Raw genomic sequence first — 21,865 nt, forward strand, 5'->3', positions numbered from 1 at the left:
GCTAGTACCGCACACCCAATAGTCTCAGTACCGTTAGCGATACAGAATCTTTACCTCTATTCACAACGGAACAACACCATAAGTACGTCTTTGCTGACCATATTCTTCTTATGAAATTCCAGCTGATTACCGTGGTTGGAATTTCATCGCAGTCCCCTTTATATGGGTACCGCGACTAGGACCTAACCGACTATTGGCTCTCTATCTGTCAATTTGATTTTACAAGGATATAAAATGACTCAAAAAGAATATGCCAGACTTTCTGGGCTTATTTATTTACTTACTATATTGTTGGGAATATTTTCTTTAGTATATGTGCCTTCTAAAATTCCCACAGCGTGGGAAAATGCATCATTAACAGCGCAAAACATCCTGGAATATGAATTTCTATATAGATTAGGAATTTTAGGCGGGATACTTCTCTATATACTATTTTCAATACTGCCACTAGCTTTATATCGCACACTTGCACCTGTAAATAGAGGATGTGCGTTGTTAATGGTTATTTTTGCTCTCACCAGTATTCCATTTACTCTACTCAATATAGTTAACAAAGTTGATGCTCTCACACTTCTTAGCGGAGCAGAATATCTCCTAGCTTTTGAAAAAGAACAAATTTATACCCAGGTATTATTGTTATTAAAATCGTATAGTAACGGAATCCAAATAATCCATGCTCTCTGGGGATTATGGTTACTTCCTTTCGGATACCTGGTCTACAAATCAAACTTACTACCAAAAATACTGGGCATACTGTTAATGGCAGGATGCCTTAGCTATTTAGTAAGGTTCTGCGCAAATTTACTTTTCCCTGAATATCAAATCCCCGCTTTTATTAGAGTACCCGCCTCTCTAGGGGAGATCGGAACCTGTCTATGGTTACTAATTATGGGCATTAGAACTCCACCAACTATTACCGAATCAAATCAAAAGTTATCTACCAGTAAGATCGAGGGAATGTCATGAACGATAAAGACAACTTAAAGAGCACATCGACCAAGCTCACTGACAGTCATATAGATGTTAAGATTAAAATAGCCGGGCTATGGGCTTCAGTAGTACTACTTTACATCTATGGGGATTTCTTTGGGCTATTTAGGACAGGAAAAATAGATAGAATAATTGAGGGGTTCGGGCCATTTGGAGCGGTCACACAAGAGTCACTACTTACTGTATCAATCATTGTGTCACTCCCCTGTATTATGGTTGCCCTTACTTTATTACTTAAACCATCTATCTCTCGCTGGATAAATATTATTACATCCTCAGCTTTCATTATTTTCTTATTTGTAACATTTTTAATGTCCACCTGGTATTTCTACTTCTATCTGGGATTTATCGAGATTATTCTCAAATTAGCTATTATTTGGCTGGCTTGGCGCTGGCCTCATGAGGAGTATTAATAGAGTTTTTGACCAAAGGAGAAGGAAAGAACATATTGTACTTGGGCACCGCCGCATAAGGCATGGATGGCGTCTTCGACCTTATCGGGGAAATTTACAGAGTGTTCATTTCTTCTAACTAAGGAGCCTCTAAATAACTCCGTAATGCCTCTGCGGGTCTTGAAGGCTGCAGATGTTAGGCGCAGCTAGCCGCGAATGGCCTAGTCCTTTGCAAGAGCTGCAACGCAGCAGCTGTGGCCTTCAAGGCCCGCCCTTCGGGGCTTACAGAGCGACTCACACTCAGCGTTGCGACTTCTTGAAAGGTCTAGACATTCCTGCGAAGCCGCGCCTTGATTGTGAACCGCTCTGTATGCCAGAGGTATCACGGAGTTATTCAGAGGCTCCCTAAGTAGATTCGCTAAGGCTTTCCGAGTGAAAAGTGCAGGTCAAAACTCTGCGAGTTGAGCGATACAAGTTATCGCTCACAGCCTATTTGGTTAACCACTCATCCATCGCCGCTAATATTTGATGGCGATAAGGTTGGGTTTCGTTAATCATCTGGTGCCGGGCACCGCGTATCAATACCCGGTGGCAATTGGGAAAACGATTCCGAACAGCATGAAGACCATAACGCCAATCAACGGTTTTATCATCCGTTCCCTGAACCAAAAGGATCGGGCGCGGGTTGCGTGCCGTGCGGGGAAATGTCTGCAACCAATCCACCATCGCCCTGAGCCAGCTCATAGAGATTGATTGAGATTGAAGGGGGTCCCTAAGTGCCTGACGTCGAGAAAACTCCACATCGTGGGTATTAATCGTAAAGGCCCGGCCGGGTTCGCGGATAAACAGGCGGCCCACATAATATTTCCAGCGATTTAGCCAGGCCCAGTTTGATGGCCTTACCAAGGGAGCCAACAAAAAGACCTTATCCAGAGGCTGCCAGCGGCTGTATTGCAGATGGGCCAGTAGTGCAGCGCCACCGGTGCTCTGGCCCATTGCATGCCAGGGCCCGGGCAACTTATTTCGCGCAATTTCCAACAGTCCATCAAACGCCTGGCGGTATTGCAGGAAAGTATGGATAGCAACACGCTCACCACTGGATAAACCATGTCCGGGGAAATCAAAAATCACTACATTGAGGTCCCGCTCCAAGCCAAAGCGGATTGCCGGGCCATAAATACCCGTATGATCAAAATAGCCGTGGCAAATAAACAAGGTGCCCTTGGGTTTCTCGACCATCCAATACTGTGAAACCAGTTCAAATCCGGCAACTTTAAAAGTGCCTACCCCGGTCTTATGGGCTCGGGGAAAATGCAAATCGTAAAAATTACGATAATCCCGCAGCTCTTTGCACAGAGGGGTTTCGTCAGCGCCGAAATCCAGTTCAGGCAACTTCTGACGCAATGCAGAGTAGTCCGGGCGCTTTATTACCGGGCTATTATCGTAGGTGCTGAGGTCTTGCAAAGTATCCATTAGTGCAATGGTACTGCATTTTGGCGGTAGGGGTAGTGATATCGTAGCGGGAAAGACAACCTGAAAAGAAAAAGGTGGGCATAGAGCCCACCTCTTCGCAACAGTGGAAGACTGTTACTTGATTTGCGGCTCCAGCTCACCGGCAGCGTAGCGTTCGCTCATAACATCGAGGCTAACAGGGCGAATCTTGCTGGCATTACCAGCAGTGCCAAACGCCTCATAACGAGCGATACAGATTTCCTTCATCGCTTGCATAGCGGCTTTGTAGAACTTACGCGGGTCAAACTCAGATGGGTTCTGAGCCAGGAAGCGACGTGTGGCACCAGTCGAGGCCAAACGCAGGTCGGTATCGATATTGACCTTGCGCACACCGTACTTGATACCTTCACAGATCTGCTCAACAGGAACGCCGTAGGTTTCCGGGATCTCACCACCAAACTCATTGATTACAGCCAGCCACTCCTGGGGTACAGAAGAGGAACCGTGCATTACCAGGTGGGTGCCTGGAATACGAGCGTGAATCTCTTTGATACGGTCGATGGCCAGGATGTCCCCGGTGGGCGGACGAGTAAACTTGTAAGCACCGTGGCTGGTACCGCAGGCAATTGCCAGGGCATCCACCTTGGTTTTCTGTACGAAGTCAGCGGCCTCTTCCGGATCGGTCAGCAGCTGGTCGTGGGACAACTTGCCCTCAGCGCCAACACCATCTTCCTCTCCAGCCATACCGGTTTCCAGGGAACCCAGGCAGCCCAGCTCACCTTCAACAGAAACACCACAGGCGTGGGCCATATCCACCGCGCGCTTGGTGACATCTACGTTGTACTCGTAAGAAGCCGGGGTCTTGCCGTCTTCCTCAAGGGAGCCGTCCATCATCACTGAGCTAAAGCCCAGTTGGATAGAGCGCTGGCAAACGGCGGGGCTGGTGCCGTGATCCTGGTGCATAACTACCGGGATCTCAGGGAACTCCTCAATAGCCGCAAGGATAAGGTGGCGCAGGAAGGGAGCGCCGGCGTACTTGCGGGCGCCCGCAGAAGCTTGAACGATTACTGGAGAATCGGTCTCTTTGGCCGCTTCCATAATCGCACGCATCTGCTCTAGATTGTTTACATTAAATGCAGGTACACCGTAGCCATGCTCTGCGGCATGGTCCAACATTTGGCGCAGGCTGATAAGAGCCATAATTAATTCCTTTCTCGTCTACTCGTAGTATTTGTATTTTTGCTTTTATGACCTGCCTGCAAATTGCGACAGGCCTTATTTTTCGTTATTTAGTCTTGTGCGCGGCTTTCCAGTATAGCGACCGCTGGAAGCTTCTTACCTTCAACATATTCAAGGAAGGCACCGCCACCCGTGGAGATATAGGAAACCTTGTCGGCAATGCCATACTTATCCACAGCTGCCAGGGTGTCGCCGCCACCAGCTATAGAAAACGCTGCGCTCTCGGCAATGGCTTTAGAGAGGTGCTCGGTACCGTTGCCAAACTGGTCAAATTCAAACACACCTACAGGACCATTCCAGATAATGGTTTTCGCACTGCTGAGAATATCTTCCAGTTGCTCGGAGGATTTCGGGCCGATATCAAAGATCATATCGTCTTCAACCACAGCATCGGCACTTTTGGTTTCCGCTGCGGCGGATTCACTGAATTCTTTGCCTGTGACGACATCGGTAGGTACAGGGATATCACACTTCTGCATCAGGGCCTTGGCGGTATCTACCAGATCGTGCTCGCAAAGGGACTTGCCCACTGGCTTGCCGCTGGCTGCCAGGAAGGTATTGGCAATACCACCACCAACAATCAGCTGATCGACTTTGTCAGCCAGGCTTTCGAGTACCGTCAATTTTGTAGAAACTTTGGAACCACCAACAATAGCAACCAGCGGGCGCGCCGGTTCAGCCAGGGCTTTCTCCAATGCGTCCAGCTCAGCAGCCAATAGAGGGCCGGCGCAAGCAACCGGTGCAAATTTAGCCACACCATGGGTGGAAGCCTGGGCCCGGTGGGCAGTACCAAAGGCATCCATCACGAAGATATCGCACAACTGGGCATAGGCCTTTGCCAGAGACTCATCGTCCTTCTTTTCACCACTGTTGAAACGTACATTTTCCAGCAGGGCAACTTCCCCATCGGCCAGCTCAACGCCATCGCGCCACTCTTTGACCAGCGCCACATCACGGCCCAACAGCTCACCCAGGTGTGCGGCGACCGGGGCCAGGGAGAATTCTTCCGCGTACTCACCCTCTGTGGGGCGCCCCAGATGGGACATCAACAGCACTTTAGCCCCGGCTTCGATGGCGGCTTTTATCGTCGGTAGTGCCGCGCGAATACGTGCATCGGAAGTTACACGACCGTCCTTAACCGGTACATTCAGGTCCTCACGGATAAGTAAGCGCTTACCAGCGAGATCGAGATCTGCCATCAGTTTGACCGCCATTAGCCAATCCTCTTCTACTTCGATTAACTGAAAAATGTGGGCGGCGATTATATCAACTGGAACCTATTGATGCCGATATTAAAAACAGGGGAATACGTTGTTATATCAGCCAATCTACGCATTATTAGCGCAGCTGATACTGTCTTAGGGGTCATCAAGTCAAAAGCGACCTTAGTTGATAGCTGTTCGCCCAGGAGGTAAGCAAGTAGTTACTTCAAACAGAATTGCCACCTAACGCCAACTAATGGCAGTACTTTCAGGATCAATCCTCCAACCTCCAAAGGACTACCTAAGCCAGTTAAATAAATAAAAGGCCATGTAATTGCGATTCAAGTAGCAATCGACACCAGACAATGTAAATAAAGCCTTATAGAACTCAGAGTATCAGCCCTGAATCAGCCATTCACACACAGAGAGTTACTAATTAATTACGCCAGATAACAAGCAGGCACAGCCAAATTGTACTTCCCGCTTCTAAATTCGATCGCTAGAATCGCCGCCCCCTTCCAAATGCATATTAGTCACAGAGGCCACTTAAAAGTAAAACTGAGGGTGGCCAACATAAGAGGTAACCAAAACGATGCAACCAACGGATAGTGATATCGTTTTTCAAAGCTATGGACGCTGTTGCAATAAAGAACAGTTTTTTGTGGATTTTTATGATCGTTTTATGGGAAGTTCTACAGACATCCGTCAGCTCTTTGCCAATACAGATATGAAAGCCCAGCGCCATCTTTTGCGTAACGGCATTATGCAGCTGGTGCTTTATTCACGCGGCATGCCAGACACCAAGCTGCGCGCTTTGGGTAAAAGTCACGATCGCAACGGCTATAATATCCGCCCAGAATGGTATCGCCTCTGGCTCGACGCCCTACTCGCCACCATTAGGCAGCACGACGAGGAATACTCGCCAGAAGTTGACGCTGCCTGGAATCGAGCAATCCTTCCGGGTATAGAAATCATACGCCAAGCCTACTGAGTTGTACTCTCCAAAAAGTACAACTTAAATTTGCTAAGCCTCAAGCCGGCCATTTATTATCAGGCTTTCTGGCAGCTTTTCTCTGCTTATATCAATGCAGGGTTTACTAATGCTGGTTTGGGGTTCCAAATCAAATTTAATAGAAGTACAAAGAAAATCATCTAATGCCAGTTTAGAACTATAAAAACTAATGCCATGGAACGATAACTCTCTCCTGAAGGAAAAAGGGGACAAGGAAACTATTATGAAAACGGTACGGAAGTACGGCATTCCATTAGTGCTCTCTATTACGCTCTCAGCTTGCAGTGACGCTCCCCAAAATAATAAAAACCCCGAGGCCAAGAAAGATCTGTTTGCCTCCGAGAATTTAGAAAATAAGTTTGAGTCCCTAAAAATAGGTTATGAGAAATTTACTCTGCCCAATGGCCTGCGTGTAATCGTCCATGAGGATCGCAAGGCTCCTATTGTTTCCGTGGGCGTTTGGTACCACGTTGGCTCAAAAGATGAAAAACCTGGAAGAACAGGGTTTGCGCATTTGTTTGAGCACCTGATGTTCAATGGTTCAGAAAACTATAATGACGAGTTTTTTAAACCGTTTGAACTAGCTGGTGCAACTGGTATGAATGGTACCACCTGGCTGGATCGTACAAATTACTTCGAAACAGTACCCACCAACGCCTTAGACATGGCTCTATGGATGGAGTCTGACCGAATGGGTCATCTATTGGGCGCAATTACTCAGGAAAAACTCGATGAGCAACGTGGCGTTGTGCAGAATGAGAAGCGCCAAGGCCAGAACCAGCCCTATGGGAAAGTATGGGAGCGGATGCAGAAAGCAATTTATCCAGCAGGGCATCCCTACTCCTGGACCACCATCGGCTCAATGGAAGACCTGAATGCAGCTTCTCTTGAAGATGTTCACGAGTGGTTTAAACAGTATTACGGCGCAGCTAATACCGTACTAGTACTTGCCGGTGATATTGATGTAGAAACAGCAAAAGAAAAAGCAGCCCATTTTTTTGGCGACATTCCCTCCGGCCCTCCTCTTATCAAGAAAAAAGCGTGGATTGCCAAGCGAGATCAGTCCAGCCGTGAGCAGATGTTTGATCAAGTTGCTCAATCGCGTCTTTATAAAGTCTGGAATACCCCTAATCTAGCTCACGACGATGCTGGAGCTATTGCTTTGGCAGCAGCAGTTTTGGGGGATGGAAAAAACTCCCGGCTCTACCAGCGCCTCGTATACGAAGATCAAATCGCTACCAAAGTTAATATTGGGCTGCATGAATTTGAATTGTCTTCCATCTTCCCTATTGTTGCCGATGTAAAGCCCGGGGTTGAACTCGCAACAGTAGAGGCCGCCATTGAGGAAGAACTACAACGTTTTCTCAAGGAAGGGCCAAGCAAAGAGGAACTTGCAAGGGTTAATATGAGCCACTATGCATCCCAAGCACGCAACCTCGAGCAGGTAGGTGGCTGGGGCGGTAAGGGCGTAATTTTGGCTCGGGGTGAACTCTACCTCGACAATCCCAACGCTTACCTGGAAGCGTTAACCAAAATGCAAAACACCAGCCCTCAAAAGGTAAAAGAAGCCGCAGTAAAATGGCTTTCCAGTGGTGATTATAATCTGGAAGTACACCCTTTCCCCAAATACACTACTTCCGAGACTGGTGCAGATAGGTCTAAATTACCCGATACCGGTGAATTCCCCAGCATCCCATTTCCAGAATTACAGACCACGAAACTCTCTAACGGTCTAAAAGTGATACTTGCCCAACGCGACTCTGCGCCAGTAGTCGATATTCGCCTTATATTTGATGCCGGTTACGCTGCAGACCAGGGTGCTAAATTGGGAACCTCTAGCTATGCCATGTCTATGCTAAAGGAAGGGACTACAAAATTAAGCGCCTTAGAGATTGATGCCAAAGCAGAAATGTTAGGGGCCAGAATCTCGGCTGGTTCGAACATTGATACTTCTTCTGTACGGCTCAACGCATTAAAAAACAATCTCGATAGCTCCATATCCTTGTTTGCCGATATCGTAATGCATCCAGCCTATTCCGATGAAGAGATTGAGCGGAAACGTGCTCGATGGATAGCTGGAATCCAGCAGGAAAAAACCCAGCCGGTAAACATGGCTTTGCGGAATCTGCCACCTCTTTTATATGGTGAAGGACATGCTTATGCAGTTCCTCTCACCGGTTCGGGAACAGAAAGCTCTATCAGCTCCCTGAACCGTGAAGATCTGGTAAATTACCACAAAACCTGGATGCGCCCCGATAATGCCACTCTGGTTGCAGTCGGAGATATCAGCATGGGTGATCTGACAAAAAAATTAGAGCAGCACTTTGCGGATTGGAAAGCACCCGAAGAGCCGTTACCTACAAAGAATCTACAACAGGTTGCGCACCCAGAAAAAACCAGAATTTATCTAATTGATAAACCGGGAGCTGAACAGAGCATAATTATTGGCGGTCTCCTGGCTCCGTCGGAAACGATGCCACAGCGAGAAGCCTTACATATGATGAATGATATATTTGGAGGCACTTTTACCGCGCGAATTAATATGAATTTGCGGGAGGATAAGCACTGGGCTTATGGAGCCTATTCATTTATGACTGGGGCCAAAGGACAGCAACCGCTCTTAGTCTATGCACCTGTTCAAACGGACAAGACCAGTGAATCTTTAAAAGAGCTTTACAAAGAGCTCCAAGCCTATGTCGGCAATTCTCCAGCAAAAGAAGACGAGCTGCAGAAAATTAAAGACAAGCGAATCAATGAATTGCCCGGCCGTTTTGAAACAGTTCGAGCTGTATCAGGGGCTATTTCAGGCATGGTCACCTATGATCGACCTTTGAATTATATGGAAGATTATGCAAATGAAGTTCGCAATGTCGATCTATCTTCGATCCATTCGCTCGCTCGAGACACTCTAAAAGTTGATCAATTTACCTGGATTATCGTTGGAGACAAAACCAAGATAAAAGATAAAATTGGTGAACTTGGTATGGGATCTATTACCGAGCTCAAAGTAGATAAGGATTTACCTAGCGCATCTTCAACCGAAGAGGGATAAAAGCTAGCAATAGCGGCCAGCCTGTACCCTCATGTATGACTGGCCGCCTTCTATCGTTCCAAACGGATGAATACCAATGAAGAATAGAAACACTCCCTAATGCTACTCACCTAGTCAAAAATAATTGACATGCTACATTCAAACTAAAACTCCTTTCTCCAGCTCACAATACCCTCTATTAAATACCAGCATGACAATTAGGGATCCTCTGATCAACGAAGCATTTTTCCAGAATTAAGCTGAGCTGCTTGAAAAATTCACTTTATTACGCACAAACGCGTAATTTTCGCGTAATAGTCCCCTAATTTTTCATCTGAAACCCTCAATAGGTGGGTTTCAGGCGAACCACCCCTAGGCAGCCAAGTATTTTCTCCCTATTAATAAGTTGGTAAAGCCTGCCAGTAAGCACAGCCTCTCAGTATTTTTTACCAGTCCCCGATAGCGGACCTTGTCATAACCAAATACCCGTTTGATGTAGCGGAAGGGGTGCTCGACCTTCGCTCTTATCTGCGCCTTGATCTTTTCCGCTTTACGGAGTGCATCACGCCCTGGAAGAGTTTTTAGCTTGCTCGGCTTCATTGCTATATACCAATCCGCCTCCCGCTCTTTCAACTCTTCACGTTTCTCCGCACCAATGTACCCAGAGTCTCCCCAGATTCTTTTCTCCTCCCCGTGGAGAACTCGCTCTGTGGTTGTGACATCATGCGAATTCGCTGCTGTTGTATCTATGCTATGTATTACTCCGAGCACATCATCAACCCCGATATGCATTTTCATCCCAAAATGCCACTGATTGCCTTTCTTTGTTTGATGCATTTCCGGGTCACGTTCTTTCTTTTCATTCTTAGTTGAAGTTGGCGCAGAGATAATAGTGGCATCTACAATCGTGCCTTCACGCAGTACCATCCCATTCTCAGCAAGGTGTTTGTTGATTTCATCAAAAAGAGCTGCACCTAGCTGATTGAGCTCCAGTAAGTGGCGAAAGTTAAGAATCGTTGTTTCATCGGGAATTGGGCTACTCAAAGTCAATCCAGCAAAACTACGCATGGATTCAATTTCATACAGTGCATCTTCCATAGCGGGATCACTGAGATTGTAAAATAGCTGCATGCAATGAATACGAAGCATGACACTCAATGGATATGGCTGTCGGCCACGTTTACCTTGTGGGTAACAAGGAGTGATCTGAGCTTCTAGTCGCTGCCATGGGACGAGGGTTTCCATTTGAGAAAGAAACTTCTCTCGGCGAGTTATACGACGCTTTAGCTTATATTCTGCTTCGGCAAAGGTGACTTGGTGCATGATTCATCGTAGTCTTGATGGGTAGGTGAATATTACCAAATTGACTCAGAATTATTCAGAGGTTCCTTAGAGCTTCAACATCAAAAGCCTAACGCCTCACCCAGAAATAGAAACAACCTAAAAACCCAGCAGAAAAAAAAACAAAAGCTTCAATCAAACTTTAAAACAATTAAAAACATCCTTAAAAAGACAAAAACAAAACAAAATATAATCCCGACAAAAAAACAAAAATAACAACAACCTAAAAATAATTATTCATACGACAAGAGAAGCCTGATAGATTCCCCACTTCGACGCTCAAGCGAATATCAACAACCAAAAAAACTTGAAATTAGAACGTCGACAAAAGCAACAATAAACATAGAAATCTTCAGGAGCATCTAATGAATAAATCCTTGTCTGTATTTGCAGCCAGCATTTTAGCGCTCGCCGTGACCGGCAACGCCACTGCTGAGGACAAGCGTTATATCGTGACTTTCAAGCAGGGAAAAGGCGAATCCGTTAAGTCCTTTATGAAGAAGAGAGGCGGAAGACAGGCTGTTGAAATACGCCGCCAGAATGCGATGGCAGCACATATGTCTGCAACAACCCTAAAAGAAATGCGCTCGAACCCGGATGTTGCTTTTATTGAAGAAGACGTTAAGCGGTATCCGATGTCCCAGGAAACCCCCTACGGAATCACCATGGTGCAGGCAGATCAACTAGGTGATACTCAGGCCGGCAACCGCACAGTCTGTATTATTGATTCCGGCTACGACCTGGTTCACGAAGATTTGTCCGGAAACGCCGTCACTGGTACCAGTGACCCAAGCGGCGCAGGTAACTGGTATGAAGATCAAAGCGGTCACGGTACCCATGTGGCCGGCACTATCGCTGCGATGAATAATGGTACCGGTGTCGTTGGCGTGATGCCCAGCAGTAATATTAACCTGCATATTGTAAAAGTGTTTGATGGCGACGGCTGGGCCTACTCCTCCTCCCTAATGGCAGCCGCAGAGGTTTGTGCCGACAATGGTGCTAACGTCATCAATATGAGTCTGGGCGGTGAAAGTGCCAACTTCCTCGAAAGACGAACCTTTAACAACCTAAATCGCCAGGGAATCCTGTCCATCGCGGCAGCCGGAAACGACGGTAACACTGCGCACTCCTACCCAGCCTCATACTCCTCTGTTGTATCCGTCGGTGCTATCGATAGCGATAAAGCTATCTGGTCCTCCTCTCAGCAGACCAACCAAGTAGAACTCTCCGCGCCCGGTGTGCAGGTTCTATCTTCTGTTCCCACTGATACTGGCAGAATCTCTAGCTTAACCGTCGGCAGTGTTGACATCGAATCAGCCCCAATATCAGGCACCCCAGCTGGTGCAATCACCGGTTCAATGGAAGACTGTGGTACGGCTGAATCCGCTTGCACCAGTGCGGCAGGTAAGATTTGCCTGATTGCGCGAGGCAATATCAGCTTTGCGGAGAAAGTTTTAAATTGTGAGTCCGGTGGTGGTATCGGAGCGATTATTTACAACAATGAAGAGGGATTACTCTCCAGCGCAACCCTGAGCGATACTGTAACCACTATTCCTTCGGTTGGTATTTCTGACACTGACGGTGCAACTCTACTCACGCAGCTGAGTGCCAGCGTAGATTTGGAAAATGAGGCTACAAGCTACGAATATTTCAATGGCACTTCCATGGCTACCCCACACGTTGCCGGTGTTGCCGCATTGATATGGAGCCACTTCCCCAACTGTAGCAACACAGATATCCGCAACGCTCTAACGGCTACAGCCGAAGACCTCGGTGATGCGGGAAGAGATAATGCTTACGGCTACGGCCTCATCCAGGCAAAAGCAGCCTATGACTACTTGGATACCTACGGCTGTTCCGGCTCCTGATCCTATTCGGATTAAATAGGGCTTGAGTAAGAAAGGGGAGCAAAGCTCCCCTTTCCTTTGTCAGAACCGAGAAAAACCTGTTGAGAGTTTTTATAGATAGCCACAGGGTTAAGAAACTATTTGGGACTCAAGATATATCCACCCCCGTACGGAAATCGCTCTCAGAGAGTAATCCCTCAGCGAGCAGCTGCTTTAAAACCCCCGAACACCGTTCTCTCAAAGTATCACGCACTAATCGTACCGTCGGTGTTATTGACTGCCTCCCCGGAGATACCAACCATAGCTCCGTCGCCTTGGGTTTATAGTCACGCATAGTGGCCACTACCTGACCGGAAAGTAAATCCGCAGACATATCCAAACATGACTTAATGGCAAGTCCATAGCCAGAGGTACACCAACGCCGCACCAGGTCACCGTCATTCGACGACCTATTCCCAGACATACGTATCTTGTATATCTCTTCGCCCCGAAAAAACTCCCAATTATTGTGCACAATCTCGTGAAGTTGATAAAAAAGGCCATTATGTGCGGAGAGCTCCTCCGGTGTTTGCGGGGAACCGTTTTCCTGCAAATAGGCCGGGGTTGCACACAATAAACGGGGCACGTCACAAATCTTAAAACCATACAGGTTGGCATCCGCTGGGGGGCCGTAGCGCAACGCGATATCCACAGGATCCCGGTAAAAGTCCACTTGGCTATCACTGATATTCACTCTTAGACTCAGCCCCGGGTGTTCCTGCAACAATTGATCGAGCCAGGGAGTTACAAGGTTCCTTCCCAGGTCCGAGGATGCACCTATGCGAAGCTCGCCATCTATCTGACCGCTGTCTTCCTTGAGATTTTGCCGGGCGAGGTCCAAAGTCAGGAGGGCCTCCTCACATTTGGGAATAAACCTTTCCCCAGCACTGGATAGCCGCAATTGCCGCGTAGTGCGAATAAACAAGTCCGCTCCCAGCGCGCTCTCCACACGCTTGATCGCTGCGCTGGCAGTTGCAGTGCGTAAGTCGAGACTGGCGGCGGCCGCAGTGATACTGCGAAACTCGGCCACTTTAAGAATGACCCTCAAGTCTTCAAGCTGCATATTTTCAATATATTTTTGATAAAGATTCAAAGATTATAGTGTTTCTAGCGATGTAATCTAGATCTAGAATGACTTCATCAGCTCGACATCCCAGTCCTTACCCAGGAGGCAGCTAAGCTAGTCACTAGGTCTCCTCTGAAAGGATCAAGGAAAAGAGTACAAACCTTAATCCAACACATATTGAAACAAAGAGGTGTTCACATGAGCAGGCTCACTATCGTTGCCAACATTAAAGCCAAGGCCGACAAAATTGACCTGGTGAAATCTGAATTGTTAAAACTCATTAATACAACACGAGCAGAAGCTGGTTGCATTAATTACAACCTTCATCAAGACAATGACAATCCTGCACACTTCCTGTTTTATGAAAATTGGGAAACTCGCGATCTGTGGCAAACCCACATGAACAATAAGCACCTGGAAGACTATATGAAGGCAACCGAGGGCGCCGTTGAAGAGTTTGTATTGAATGAAATGACCGAGATTGATAACTAATCAAACTCGGTGTGTTATCCAGGTTCCCGCCTGGATAACACCGAGCTAATAAATACACTTCTTCAAAAGGCTTTCCCGGTAAATTAAGCGTAAAATCCCTTCGACGGAGCAACTCTTCGTCTAGAGCTATTCCCCAATAGCAACCCAGCCAAATAAAATATTAATCAACAAGTCCGGATTGCCAATTAAGGTTGATAATTACCTGTAAATTAAGCTGTCGGTTTATCTGGGTCGGCCATCCTTTGCACTCAATCAGACCCTATGCTTAAATTATTCCATTAACAGCCACTAATAAACATAATTAGCCTGAAGGATTTATGGAACTGGAATTTTTAACGGCAACCCTGTTTAACCTGGGCATTAACCTGATTTATACGCTGCTAGCGTTATTTATTGGTATCACCGCACTGATTACCATTGATAAGAAACTGCTTCGCTCTGTAGATATCGAAGGCGAGCTAAAAAATGGCAATATCGCCGTATCTATATTTGCATCAACCATATTGATATTTGTTGCCATCATTATTTCGTTTGGCCTCAAGGGATAGCACTATGCGCAAGTGGCTGGCTATCACACTGATACTTTCCCTCGCACTGATCACCCCTGAACTTGTACGGCGAGCGAATACACAGGAGCCGCCAACTAAAAGCACACCGGAAATCCCCCTTTCCGATAATTTACGGAGCTTTGGTAGCAGCGGCAGTCAGTTAGCCAGTATTGTGGACTCACAACAAGGTGTAGTGCGAGTGGTGGGTACCCGCTACCCTCTGGAAGAAAAAACCATCCAGAAAGTAGTCGACAAACGCTCACTGGAAGAGAGCGCTCATGTCTCAGTGTGGAACTGGCAGGGAATTGAGGCGGCGACAGCGTCCGCCCGGGGACTGGACCAGCAACACCACTTTGCCAACAGCTACCTGGTGGGGTTCAAGCCCTTTAAGACTCAACAGCTTTGGGTGCCTCTTTATACACTGGCTATGAATAAAGAGTACCAATACGATCACCTGCAATACGCCGGTTTGTCAGACATTTGGCAAACATCCCGGCAGGCCTATTACCAAAAGCGTGGTGACTGTGAAGACCACGCTATTTTACTGGCAGATTGGCTGATCGAATTGGGAGTTGATGCGCGGGTGGCACTCGGAACCCATAAAGGTCAGGGTCACGCCTGGGTAGTGGCCATCTTAAACGATCAAGAGTACCTGCTGGAGGCAACCAGCAAACGCCGCCAGACCAGCTGGCAAGCCATGCCCCTGGCAGCGCTGGCGGAGGGTTACGATGCGGAATTTCAGTTTAACCGCCACTTTTTCTGGGCGAAGAAAAACCCAACCCCCACTCGACAATACCGAGGAAATCACTGGGTAAAGAAGTCCCAGTTTATTCGCGGTTAATGCCCAAAGGGGGTGAGCGTTTACAGCCCACCCCTTTTATCCGTTTCAGATCAGATCGGAGATCCTGGCGGCAACGCTTTAACCGCACCAGGTTTTACTTCCAGCTTGCCCTGCTTAAAGGCATCGATGCGCTGTGCCTCATAGTAATAGTGCGCACTATAGCCCTCAGGATCATCGCCAAACAGCCGCATAGAACCAATTTCTTGAAGAAGTTTTGCCAGCTCCAAATGCGCTTTGGCCCGCACTGATTCGTCTGCCTTTGCATTACTGGCCAGTAACATCAACTGCTCGATATAGGCGTGATTAACTCGCTGGTGCACACTCGCCTGCAGACCGGTATAACCCTCACCCTGCAGAGCCAGCGCGCTCAAGCGCTGCAATAGGCTAGCAAACCCCGGTACCTCACTGCTGCGGGCACTCTGTTGATTCATTCGCGCCGCGCGCTGCGGGTCCATCAGGATTGATAGCGTATGCCCAGCAGCCGCTTCCGCCAGAGCCACCCCATCAAAAGCTACCCCCGTATATGAGGGGAAGCTCTCGATAGTACGTTCGTAGCCATAGGACTTGGGCGGAATCAGCTGCAAGACCTGCTCCGGCAAGGTGAGAAACTGCGGCGAAAGTGTATCCAACAGTGCATCAATTGCCCGCTGTTGTCGCTCTGCGGGCACCAGGGTATAGCTATTTTGATCGGTACCGTTGTAGACATAGTCATAGTCCAAGCCACCAATCAATTTGCCCACAGCCTCCGCCTGGTAGCGATGACCGTAGTACACAGGCACCAGGGTCTCTTCCAGGTCAGAGCGGGGCGCGGATAACGGCGCTGCCGCCGCAGAGAAGTTATCCAGGGCATGACGCCTCAAGTCGACCATCCGCTGGAATTCCATCAATGGGTCGGTGCCGTTGTCCCAAAGGTGTGAGACTGCGTGAGCATTATTGATGGTGCGGGAGTCCGGGTCTGAAATAAAGCGCAGCTCTTGTTCCCCGGCCTCAGCGATAACACTGTCGAGATAACTTTTTTCATCATCGCTCTCGCCATAGCCGTAGCGAACCGCCAACTTATCCCAACTGCCGATGCCAGTGGCGTAGGCATCTGTCAGGTCCAACTTACCTCCCAGCAGAGAGACCAGCGGAGCCGGGTAATCCATTACTGAAGCGCGCTCTTCGCTACTGGCAGCAAAGTTGTGCGCCAGCCCCAGGGTGTGGCCTACTTCGTGAGCGGATAGCTGACGGATACGGGCCAGGGCCATATTCTTTAGCTGCTCAGTACTGACGGTGTGGCCGCGGTAGGGCTGTACAAGCCCTTGAGCAATCAGAAAGTCCTGGCGAACACGCAGGGACCCCAAGGTAACATTGCCTTTTAGAATTTCGCCGGTGCGGGGATCGTAAACCGAATAACCGTAGGACCAACCGCGAGTGGAGCGGTGTACCCAATTAATCACGTTATAGCGAACATCCAAAGGATCGACGCCTTCCGGCAGAATCTCTACGCGAAACGCATTTTTAAATCCTGCTGCAGCGAATGCCTGGTCCCACCAGCTCGCCCCTTCGATCAGGGCGCTGCGCACCGGCTCAGGAACTCCGGAATCTACGTAGTAAACAATCGGCTCCACAACCTCATCGCTACCCGACTTCTTCTCCAGTCGATGACGGTAGATATAACGCTGGTCCAGAGGCTCTTCAATCGCCGTAGCGTAATCTCGATAAGCGAACGGGAAGTAGCCACTGCGGCTGTGAAAACGGCGGGGCTCATAGTCGTTATCTGGCAATTCAATCAGGGAGATATGCTGGCGCAGGGACACCAATGTAGGGGTCGGAACCACTTCGCGCAGATAGTTTCCCGGAGCTGATCCAGCAAAAGTTAGCTGGGCCTCAAACTCACTATTCTTGGGAAAGTTTTTTGTGCGGGGCAGATAAACTGCCGACTTGCTCTTATCCACACTGTAACTGCCCTGCTCTGCGCCCTTGAGACGTGTAGCAATGCCGTGCTGATCGCTCAACAGGAAGGGCGTAAAGTCCACCAGTACCGCCTTATCGCTCTGGGCAAGCACCTTGAAGCCCCAGAGTACGGACGAAGCGAAAGCTTCCTCAACCGCGCGGCGCTCAGCCGCATTTGCTGATTGGGCACGGTATTTCAGGTTCACCTGATGCAGTAAAACCTTGTTACCCGACTGCTGGAACTTCACCAAGCGGCTCTCACCCACCTGGTTGCGATCCAGGCCCACCGGGTTTGAACCCAGTCCCTGGGCCAGCCCAGTGAGCAAGAGCAACTCGCGCTCAAACTCATCGATCTCCAGCAACACCCGGCCGTTAGCCTCGTCCCAGTAAAAGTCGTGGAAGCCGCTGTGCCTATGCATGCCTGCGGTGTACTCCGCGATGCTCCCGGCCTGTGCCATTGTGCTGACTATCAAGAAGCACAGTGCGGCAATGTGCCTGCTTATGGACATTGAATACCCTCAATTTATTAAGTGTTATAGGCTAAAAATACAGAATACCCGCTGGAACATCCATGCTTGGCCATCACTCCCCGGGCCTGCGTCAGGAAAAAATGAAAAATATTTCAAGCTGCCTGCATCTGTTCGGCTACCCAGGCGCGTCACATTGAAAAGACACACAATAGGAAACCGGCATATGTGGAAGCCAATCGCACTTTCAACCCTGATAGGCCTCGGTATCAGTTCACAGGCATTGGCCCACGATTCTTTCCATGTCGATACCAGCACCTGCACAGTGTCTACAAATTACGCTATTGAAGTAGGCCCGGACTTTTTCACCGTCGAAGGGGAAGGCGGAAAACTGGTGACATTTCAGGTGCCCAACCAGCTATCAGTGGATGGTGAGTTGCTGCCCCTCAATTCTCAGCAGGAGCAACTGCTTCAGGAATACCGTCAGCAGCTTCACATCGCCGGTCGCGACACACTGGTACTCACCCTTGAGGCGGTCGATATCGCAATGGATGGCCTATCCATTGCCATCAGCACCCTCGCCGGGCCGGACCACCCGGATATCCTCGAACTCCAACAGTTTTCCGCCGACCTGATCCAGCGCACTGAGGACCGCCTCAATCAAGAGGGCGAGATCTACCAGCTGGGAAACGAGGAAATGGGTAACTATATAGAGAAAACCATCTCTGAAGAGTTTGAACCCCGTATCGAACGCCTCGCTATGGAGTCCGCGGGAACTATTGCCTGGCATGCCTTCAAAGCTGCCTTTACCGGCGGGGATAGCATTGAGGAACAGGCCACTGAAGAGGCGGAGCGGTTACTGGAACAGCGCGGTAAAAGTATTGAGCAGTCTGCAAACCGCTTGTGTACACAACTGGAATCCATCGATCGACTGGAAACCGACCTACATCAGCAGGTACCAGAACTCAGTCACTACGACATAGTTAAAGCCGGCCTGGTTGTCATCAATTAGGCGCTCTTGATTTTCATCCCCCAAACTCGGCCGCACTGCGGCCTCTTTTTTAAATTTTCCACTGTATTGTCACAGCCCCTGACGCTGCAAAAACTCCTTTGCGTCGGTGACACTTTGTTCAGCATTTTCGACATGGGACATATGCCCCATCTTCTGATATACGATTAACTCTCCATTAGGCAACTTGTCAGAGAAATACTTTCCTACGGACAAGGGAATAATTTGATCTTCTGCCCCCCAGATAAATAAAACTGGAATTTTAATAGTCTCCAAGTCCGGCAATGACTGGAAATTGATTGTGGCATTAGCAACCAAATTGATCGCTGTACCGCGATTCTTCTCATAGCGGGAAAGCAAATAGATTCGTTCCAACATTTCCCCCGACAGAGCCTGCGGATTGTAGAAAAATTTGGAAGCCAGCATTTTTCTCAATAATCCACGACTACCAATGTGCGCAACCATTTTTCGCCCCCAATGGCTGGTGGCAAATCGAGCAATACCAGCAGGCATTTCCAGTCCCTTGCCACATTTATAACCACCGGGAGAGACAAGAATAGCGGCCTTGGGTATATTCGGATGTCCTGTTAAATAGCGTAAAACCCCATTTCCACCAAATGAATGGCCAGCGATCACATAGTCCCTAAGTTTCAGGGTTGCGACAAATTCTGCAATAAAATCGGCAAAATGCTTAGGTGTATAAGTGCCTCCTGGTAACGGGTCGGTCAATCCATGCCCAGGTAAGTCCACCAAAATAACATGATATTTTTCTGCCAATTTTGTCGCCCAGGCATTCCAGGCGCTCAGTGAATCACCACCACCGTGAAGGCAAAGTATATTAACGCCATCAATTGGCCCCATCTCGCGATAATTAACGGATAAACCACCGGCTAGCGAAAGTTGATTAAAAGAGAATTTCAGTAGCTCATTGCGACTTAAACTGGGACTACAAAACGCCATCCACAGAAGCCAGAGTAGAATTAGAAAAAGAATTAAAACCAGCCAAAAAGTCATCGTTCTACCCGAGCCCCTCACCTTTATGCGCTGAAAAAGTGGCTGAGTTGGCGGAAATAGTAATACCGCAAGCAAAAGCTTGAAAATAATGGCCCAGATCCGCGCCCATTCAACAAGGATAGACGGCTCTCGTAACTGAAACTGGCTGCTACCGCCAAAGGGGGAAACAAGAGGGCCTCCAAATAATTCACCAACTACCCCAGCCTGACCTAAAAGACGTAAACATTAAGTGCTATTTACTTTAGAAGGCCCCCTAGTACTTCAAGTCACACAAAGGGTTATCTGGACATCTGAGCCTCCGTCGCCCGGCAAATAGCATCCAGGGTAAGGGCAATATCATTATCGGTAGTCGCCCAGGAACAGACGCTAATACGCAGGGCCGCTTTTCCTCTCCAGGTAGTCGTTCCAAACCAGCAAACGCCCTCCTCCTGTATGGTCCTGACTATCTCTTGAATGTCTTCCGCAGTGCCAATAGTTGCCACCACCTGGTTTAACACTACATCGTTAAGGATCTCATAGCCCATTTCTGCCAAGCCTTCGCACAGATGCTGGGCATGGATACAGCAGCGATCAATCATCGCCGCTACTCCCTTCGGGCCCATCTCCTGAATCGTCGCCCACACTTCCACCCCTCTGGCCCGACGTGAGAATTCTGGCACCATATCCTTGGGGGGCACCAGCGATCCCACTTGCAAGTATGGCGCCTGGGTTGTCATCACATTGTGTACAGCCCCCGGCTTTCGACAAATTGCCAAACCGCAGTCATAAGGCGTATTTAGCCATTTATGAGCATCTACAGCCCAGGAATCTGCTTGTTCTACTCCAGTAGTCAACACTGATTTCACTGGAGATGCCGCTGCCCACAAACCAAAGGCACCGTCGACATGTACCCAGGCACCTTTGGATTTAGCTTCGAGAATTATGTCTGCAAACGGATCAAAACTGCCGGAGTTTACGTTGCCCGCCTGAAGGCAAATAATGGTGGTTTCATCAACCTCGGGAAAAGTATCTGCTCGCACCCTCCCCTGTTCATCACAGAGCGCTTTAATCACCTGATCCATACCAAATCCAAGAATAGAGAGCGCCTTGTGAACTGTGACATGGGACTGTTCAGAAACAACAATACGCAGTGGCGGCGCACCGGCTAGCCCGCTTTTTGCCAGGTCGATATTTAATTTTTGATAAAGCGTATTTCGCGCAGCAGCCAAGCACACCATATTGGCCATAGATGACCCTGTGGTGAAACCCACACTACTTTCCATCGGCAAGGTTAACAATTCCAATATCCAGTTTGCCGCAATACGCTCCAGATAAATTGCAGAAGGCGCCGACGCCTCCAGAACCGCCACTTGGTCCCAAACGGCGTTCATTACCGCCGCGCCCATAGAAGCTGGCGTAGCCCCACCTACCACCAATCCGAAAAATCGCCCACCGGTACTGGCAACTGTTGCCGGAGAACCATAACGATGCAGGCTCTCGACAACAGCCTCTGCCGGTTCCCCAGCCCGGGCCAAGTCGCTGTTAAAAAATTGCATTTGATCAATATCAAAGGCGGACGGACTTACGCGGCGATCGCGAATATCGGAAACATACTCCTCAGCGTACCGCGCTGCCAGGGATAGTACTTCTATGGCATTAGAAAAATTTTTGCTGTCATTATTATCCATCTTCGCCCCCTCAACTCCTTTTCCAGTACCTGATCTAGTATAAAAAATTAATTACTCTATTAGACTTAAACTAATAAAAAATTAATTAAAACGATACGAACAATAAGGACAAAAACACCTATCTTTATGGCAAGAATCGCTTTTAGATAAAGTTGAAATAACAATAAACCTGGCACGTTTGAAGACAAGGATTAACTTGAAAGGACTTTTTATCTAGTGCTATCTTCTGCCCCAACATAACCAGTCGGGGCTCATACAGTGTTTGCTTACTTGGGGTTTAT

At 48.4% G+C, this 21,865-nt stretch carries 16 protein-coding genes and 1 pseudogene; 9 read left to right on the forward strand and 8 right to left on the reverse strand.

Annotation, left to right across the window (positions count from 1 at the left end):
- Positions 1–234: 234 nt before the first annotated feature.
- On the forward strand, positions 235–966 hold the full coding sequence (locus QT397_25220) for a DUF4386 domain-containing protein (protein ID WNZ56103.1): 732 nt from the start codon (positions 235–237) through the stop codon (positions 964–966).
- Positions 963–1,403: a DUF6326 family protein gene (locus QT397_25225; GenBank protein WNZ56104.1), complete on the forward strand. Its 441-nt coding sequence runs from the start codon at positions 963–965 to the stop codon at positions 1,401–1,403. The genes QT397_25220 and QT397_25225 overlap by 4 nt, the downstream gene beginning before the upstream one ends.
- 468 nt (positions 1,404–1,871) lie before the next feature.
- Here QT397_25225 and QT397_25230 read toward each other — a convergent pair whose 3' ends face one another.
- The 3 genes from QT397_25230 to QT397_25240 form a co-directional block, all read right to left on the reverse strand.
- Entirely contained in the window at positions 1,872–2,855 is a 984-nt protein-coding gene (locus QT397_25230) for an alpha/beta hydrolase (protein WNZ56105.1), read from the reverse strand.
- 114 nt (positions 2,856–2,969) lie between these two features.
- Positions 2,970–4,034 (reverse strand): fructose-bisphosphate aldolase class II, encoded by a 1,065-nt coding sequence (fba, locus tag QT397_25235; protein ID WNZ56106.1) that lies wholly within the window; start codon positions 4,032–4,034, stop codon positions 2,970–2,972.
- An 89-nt stretch (positions 4,035–4,123) separates the two neighbouring features.
- Complete coding sequence (locus QT397_25240; GenBank protein WNZ56107.1) at positions 4,124–5,287, reverse strand: phosphoglycerate kinase; 1,164 nt, start codon at positions 5,285–5,287, stop codon at positions 4,124–4,126.
- 580 nt (positions 5,288–5,867) lie between these two features.
- Here QT397_25240 and QT397_25245 point away from each other — a divergent pair.
- Both QT397_25245 and QT397_25250 read left to right on the forward strand, forming a co-directional pair.
- Positions 5,868–6,266, forward strand: coding sequence for a globin (locus tag QT397_25245; GenBank protein ID WNZ56108.1), 399 nt, complete (start codon positions 5,868–5,870; stop codon positions 6,264–6,266).
- Between the two features lie 244 nt (positions 6,267–6,510).
- Complete coding sequence (locus QT397_25250; GenBank protein WNZ56109.1) at positions 6,511–9,339, forward strand: pitrilysin family protein; 2,829 nt, start codon at positions 6,511–6,513, stop codon at positions 9,337–9,339.
- Positions 9,340–9,661: 322 nt separating this feature from the next.
- Here the strand turns inward: QT397_25250 and QT397_25255 are convergent.
- A pseudogene (locus QT397_25255) lies at positions 9,662–10,641 on the reverse strand (IS5 family transposase).
- A 383-nt stretch (positions 10,642–11,024) separates the two neighbouring features.
- On the opposite strand from QT397_25255, the gene QT397_25260 reads away from it, so the two are divergent.
- Positions 11,025–12,527: a S8 family serine peptidase gene (locus QT397_25260; GenBank protein WNZ56110.1), complete on the forward strand. Its 1,503-nt coding sequence runs from the start codon at positions 11,025–11,027 to the stop codon at positions 12,525–12,527.
- Between the two features lie 127 nt (positions 12,528–12,654).
- Here QT397_25260 and QT397_25265 read toward each other — a convergent pair whose 3' ends face one another.
- Complete coding sequence (locus QT397_25265) at positions 12,655–13,608, reverse strand: LysR family transcriptional regulator (protein WNZ56111.1); 954 nt, start codon at positions 13,606–13,608, stop codon at positions 12,655–12,657.
- A gap of 201 nt (positions 13,609–13,809) precedes the next feature.
- On the opposite strand from QT397_25265, the gene QT397_25270 reads away from it, so the two are divergent.
- The 3 genes from QT397_25270 to QT397_25280 all read left to right on the forward strand — a co-directional run bounded on the left by QT397_25270 (position 13,810) and on the right by QT397_25280 (position 15,492).
- On the forward strand, positions 13,810–14,103 hold the full coding sequence (locus QT397_25270) for a putative quinol monooxygenase (protein WNZ56112.1): 294 nt from the start codon (positions 13,810–13,812) through the stop codon (positions 14,101–14,103).
- Between the two features lie 317 nt (positions 14,104–14,420).
- Positions 14,421–14,651, forward strand: coding sequence for a DUF350 domain-containing protein (locus QT397_25275; protein WNZ56113.1), 231 nt, complete (start codon positions 14,421–14,423; stop codon positions 14,649–14,651).
- Positions 14,652–14,655: 4 nt separating this feature from the next.
- Positions 14,656–15,492, forward strand: coding sequence for a transglutaminase domain-containing protein (locus QT397_25280; protein WNZ56114.1), 837 nt, complete (start codon positions 14,656–14,658; stop codon positions 15,490–15,492).
- A gap of 50 nt (positions 15,493–15,542) precedes the next feature.
- Here the strand turns inward: QT397_25280 and QT397_25285 are convergent, their stop codons facing one another.
- Positions 15,543–17,936 carry a zinc-dependent metalloprotease gene (locus tag QT397_25285; GenBank protein WNZ56115.1) on the reverse strand — a complete coding sequence of 798 codons (2,394 nt, stop codon included), beginning with the start codon at positions 17,934–17,936 and terminating at the stop codon, positions 15,543–15,545.
- A 184-nt stretch (positions 17,937–18,120) separates the two neighbouring features.
- Between QT397_25285 and QT397_25290 the strand changes: the two genes are divergently transcribed.
- Entirely contained in the window at positions 18,121–18,906 is a 786-nt protein-coding gene (locus QT397_25290) for a DUF2884 family protein (GenBank protein ID WNZ56116.1), read from the forward strand.
- A 69-nt stretch (positions 18,907–18,975) separates the two neighbouring features.
- On the opposite strand, the gene QT397_25295 is transcribed toward QT397_25290, so the two are convergent.
- On the reverse strand, positions 18,976–19,764 hold the full coding sequence (locus QT397_25295; protein ID WNZ58598.1) for an alpha/beta hydrolase: 789 nt from the start codon (positions 19,762–19,764) through the stop codon (positions 18,976–18,978).
- A 431-nt stretch (positions 19,765–20,195) separates the two neighbouring features.
- Positions 20,196–21,584 (reverse strand): pyridoxal-dependent decarboxylase, encoded by a 1,389-nt coding sequence (locus QT397_25300; GenBank protein WNZ56117.1) that lies wholly within the window; start codon positions 21,582–21,584, stop codon positions 20,196–20,198.
- Between the last annotated feature and the right edge of the window lie 281 nt (positions 21,585–21,865).

Origin of the sequence: Microbulbifer sp. MKSA007, from assembly GCA_032615215.1 — a bacterium.
Taxonomy (GTDB): Bacteria; Pseudomonadota; Gammaproteobacteria; order Pseudomonadales; family Cellvibrionaceae; genus Microbulbifer.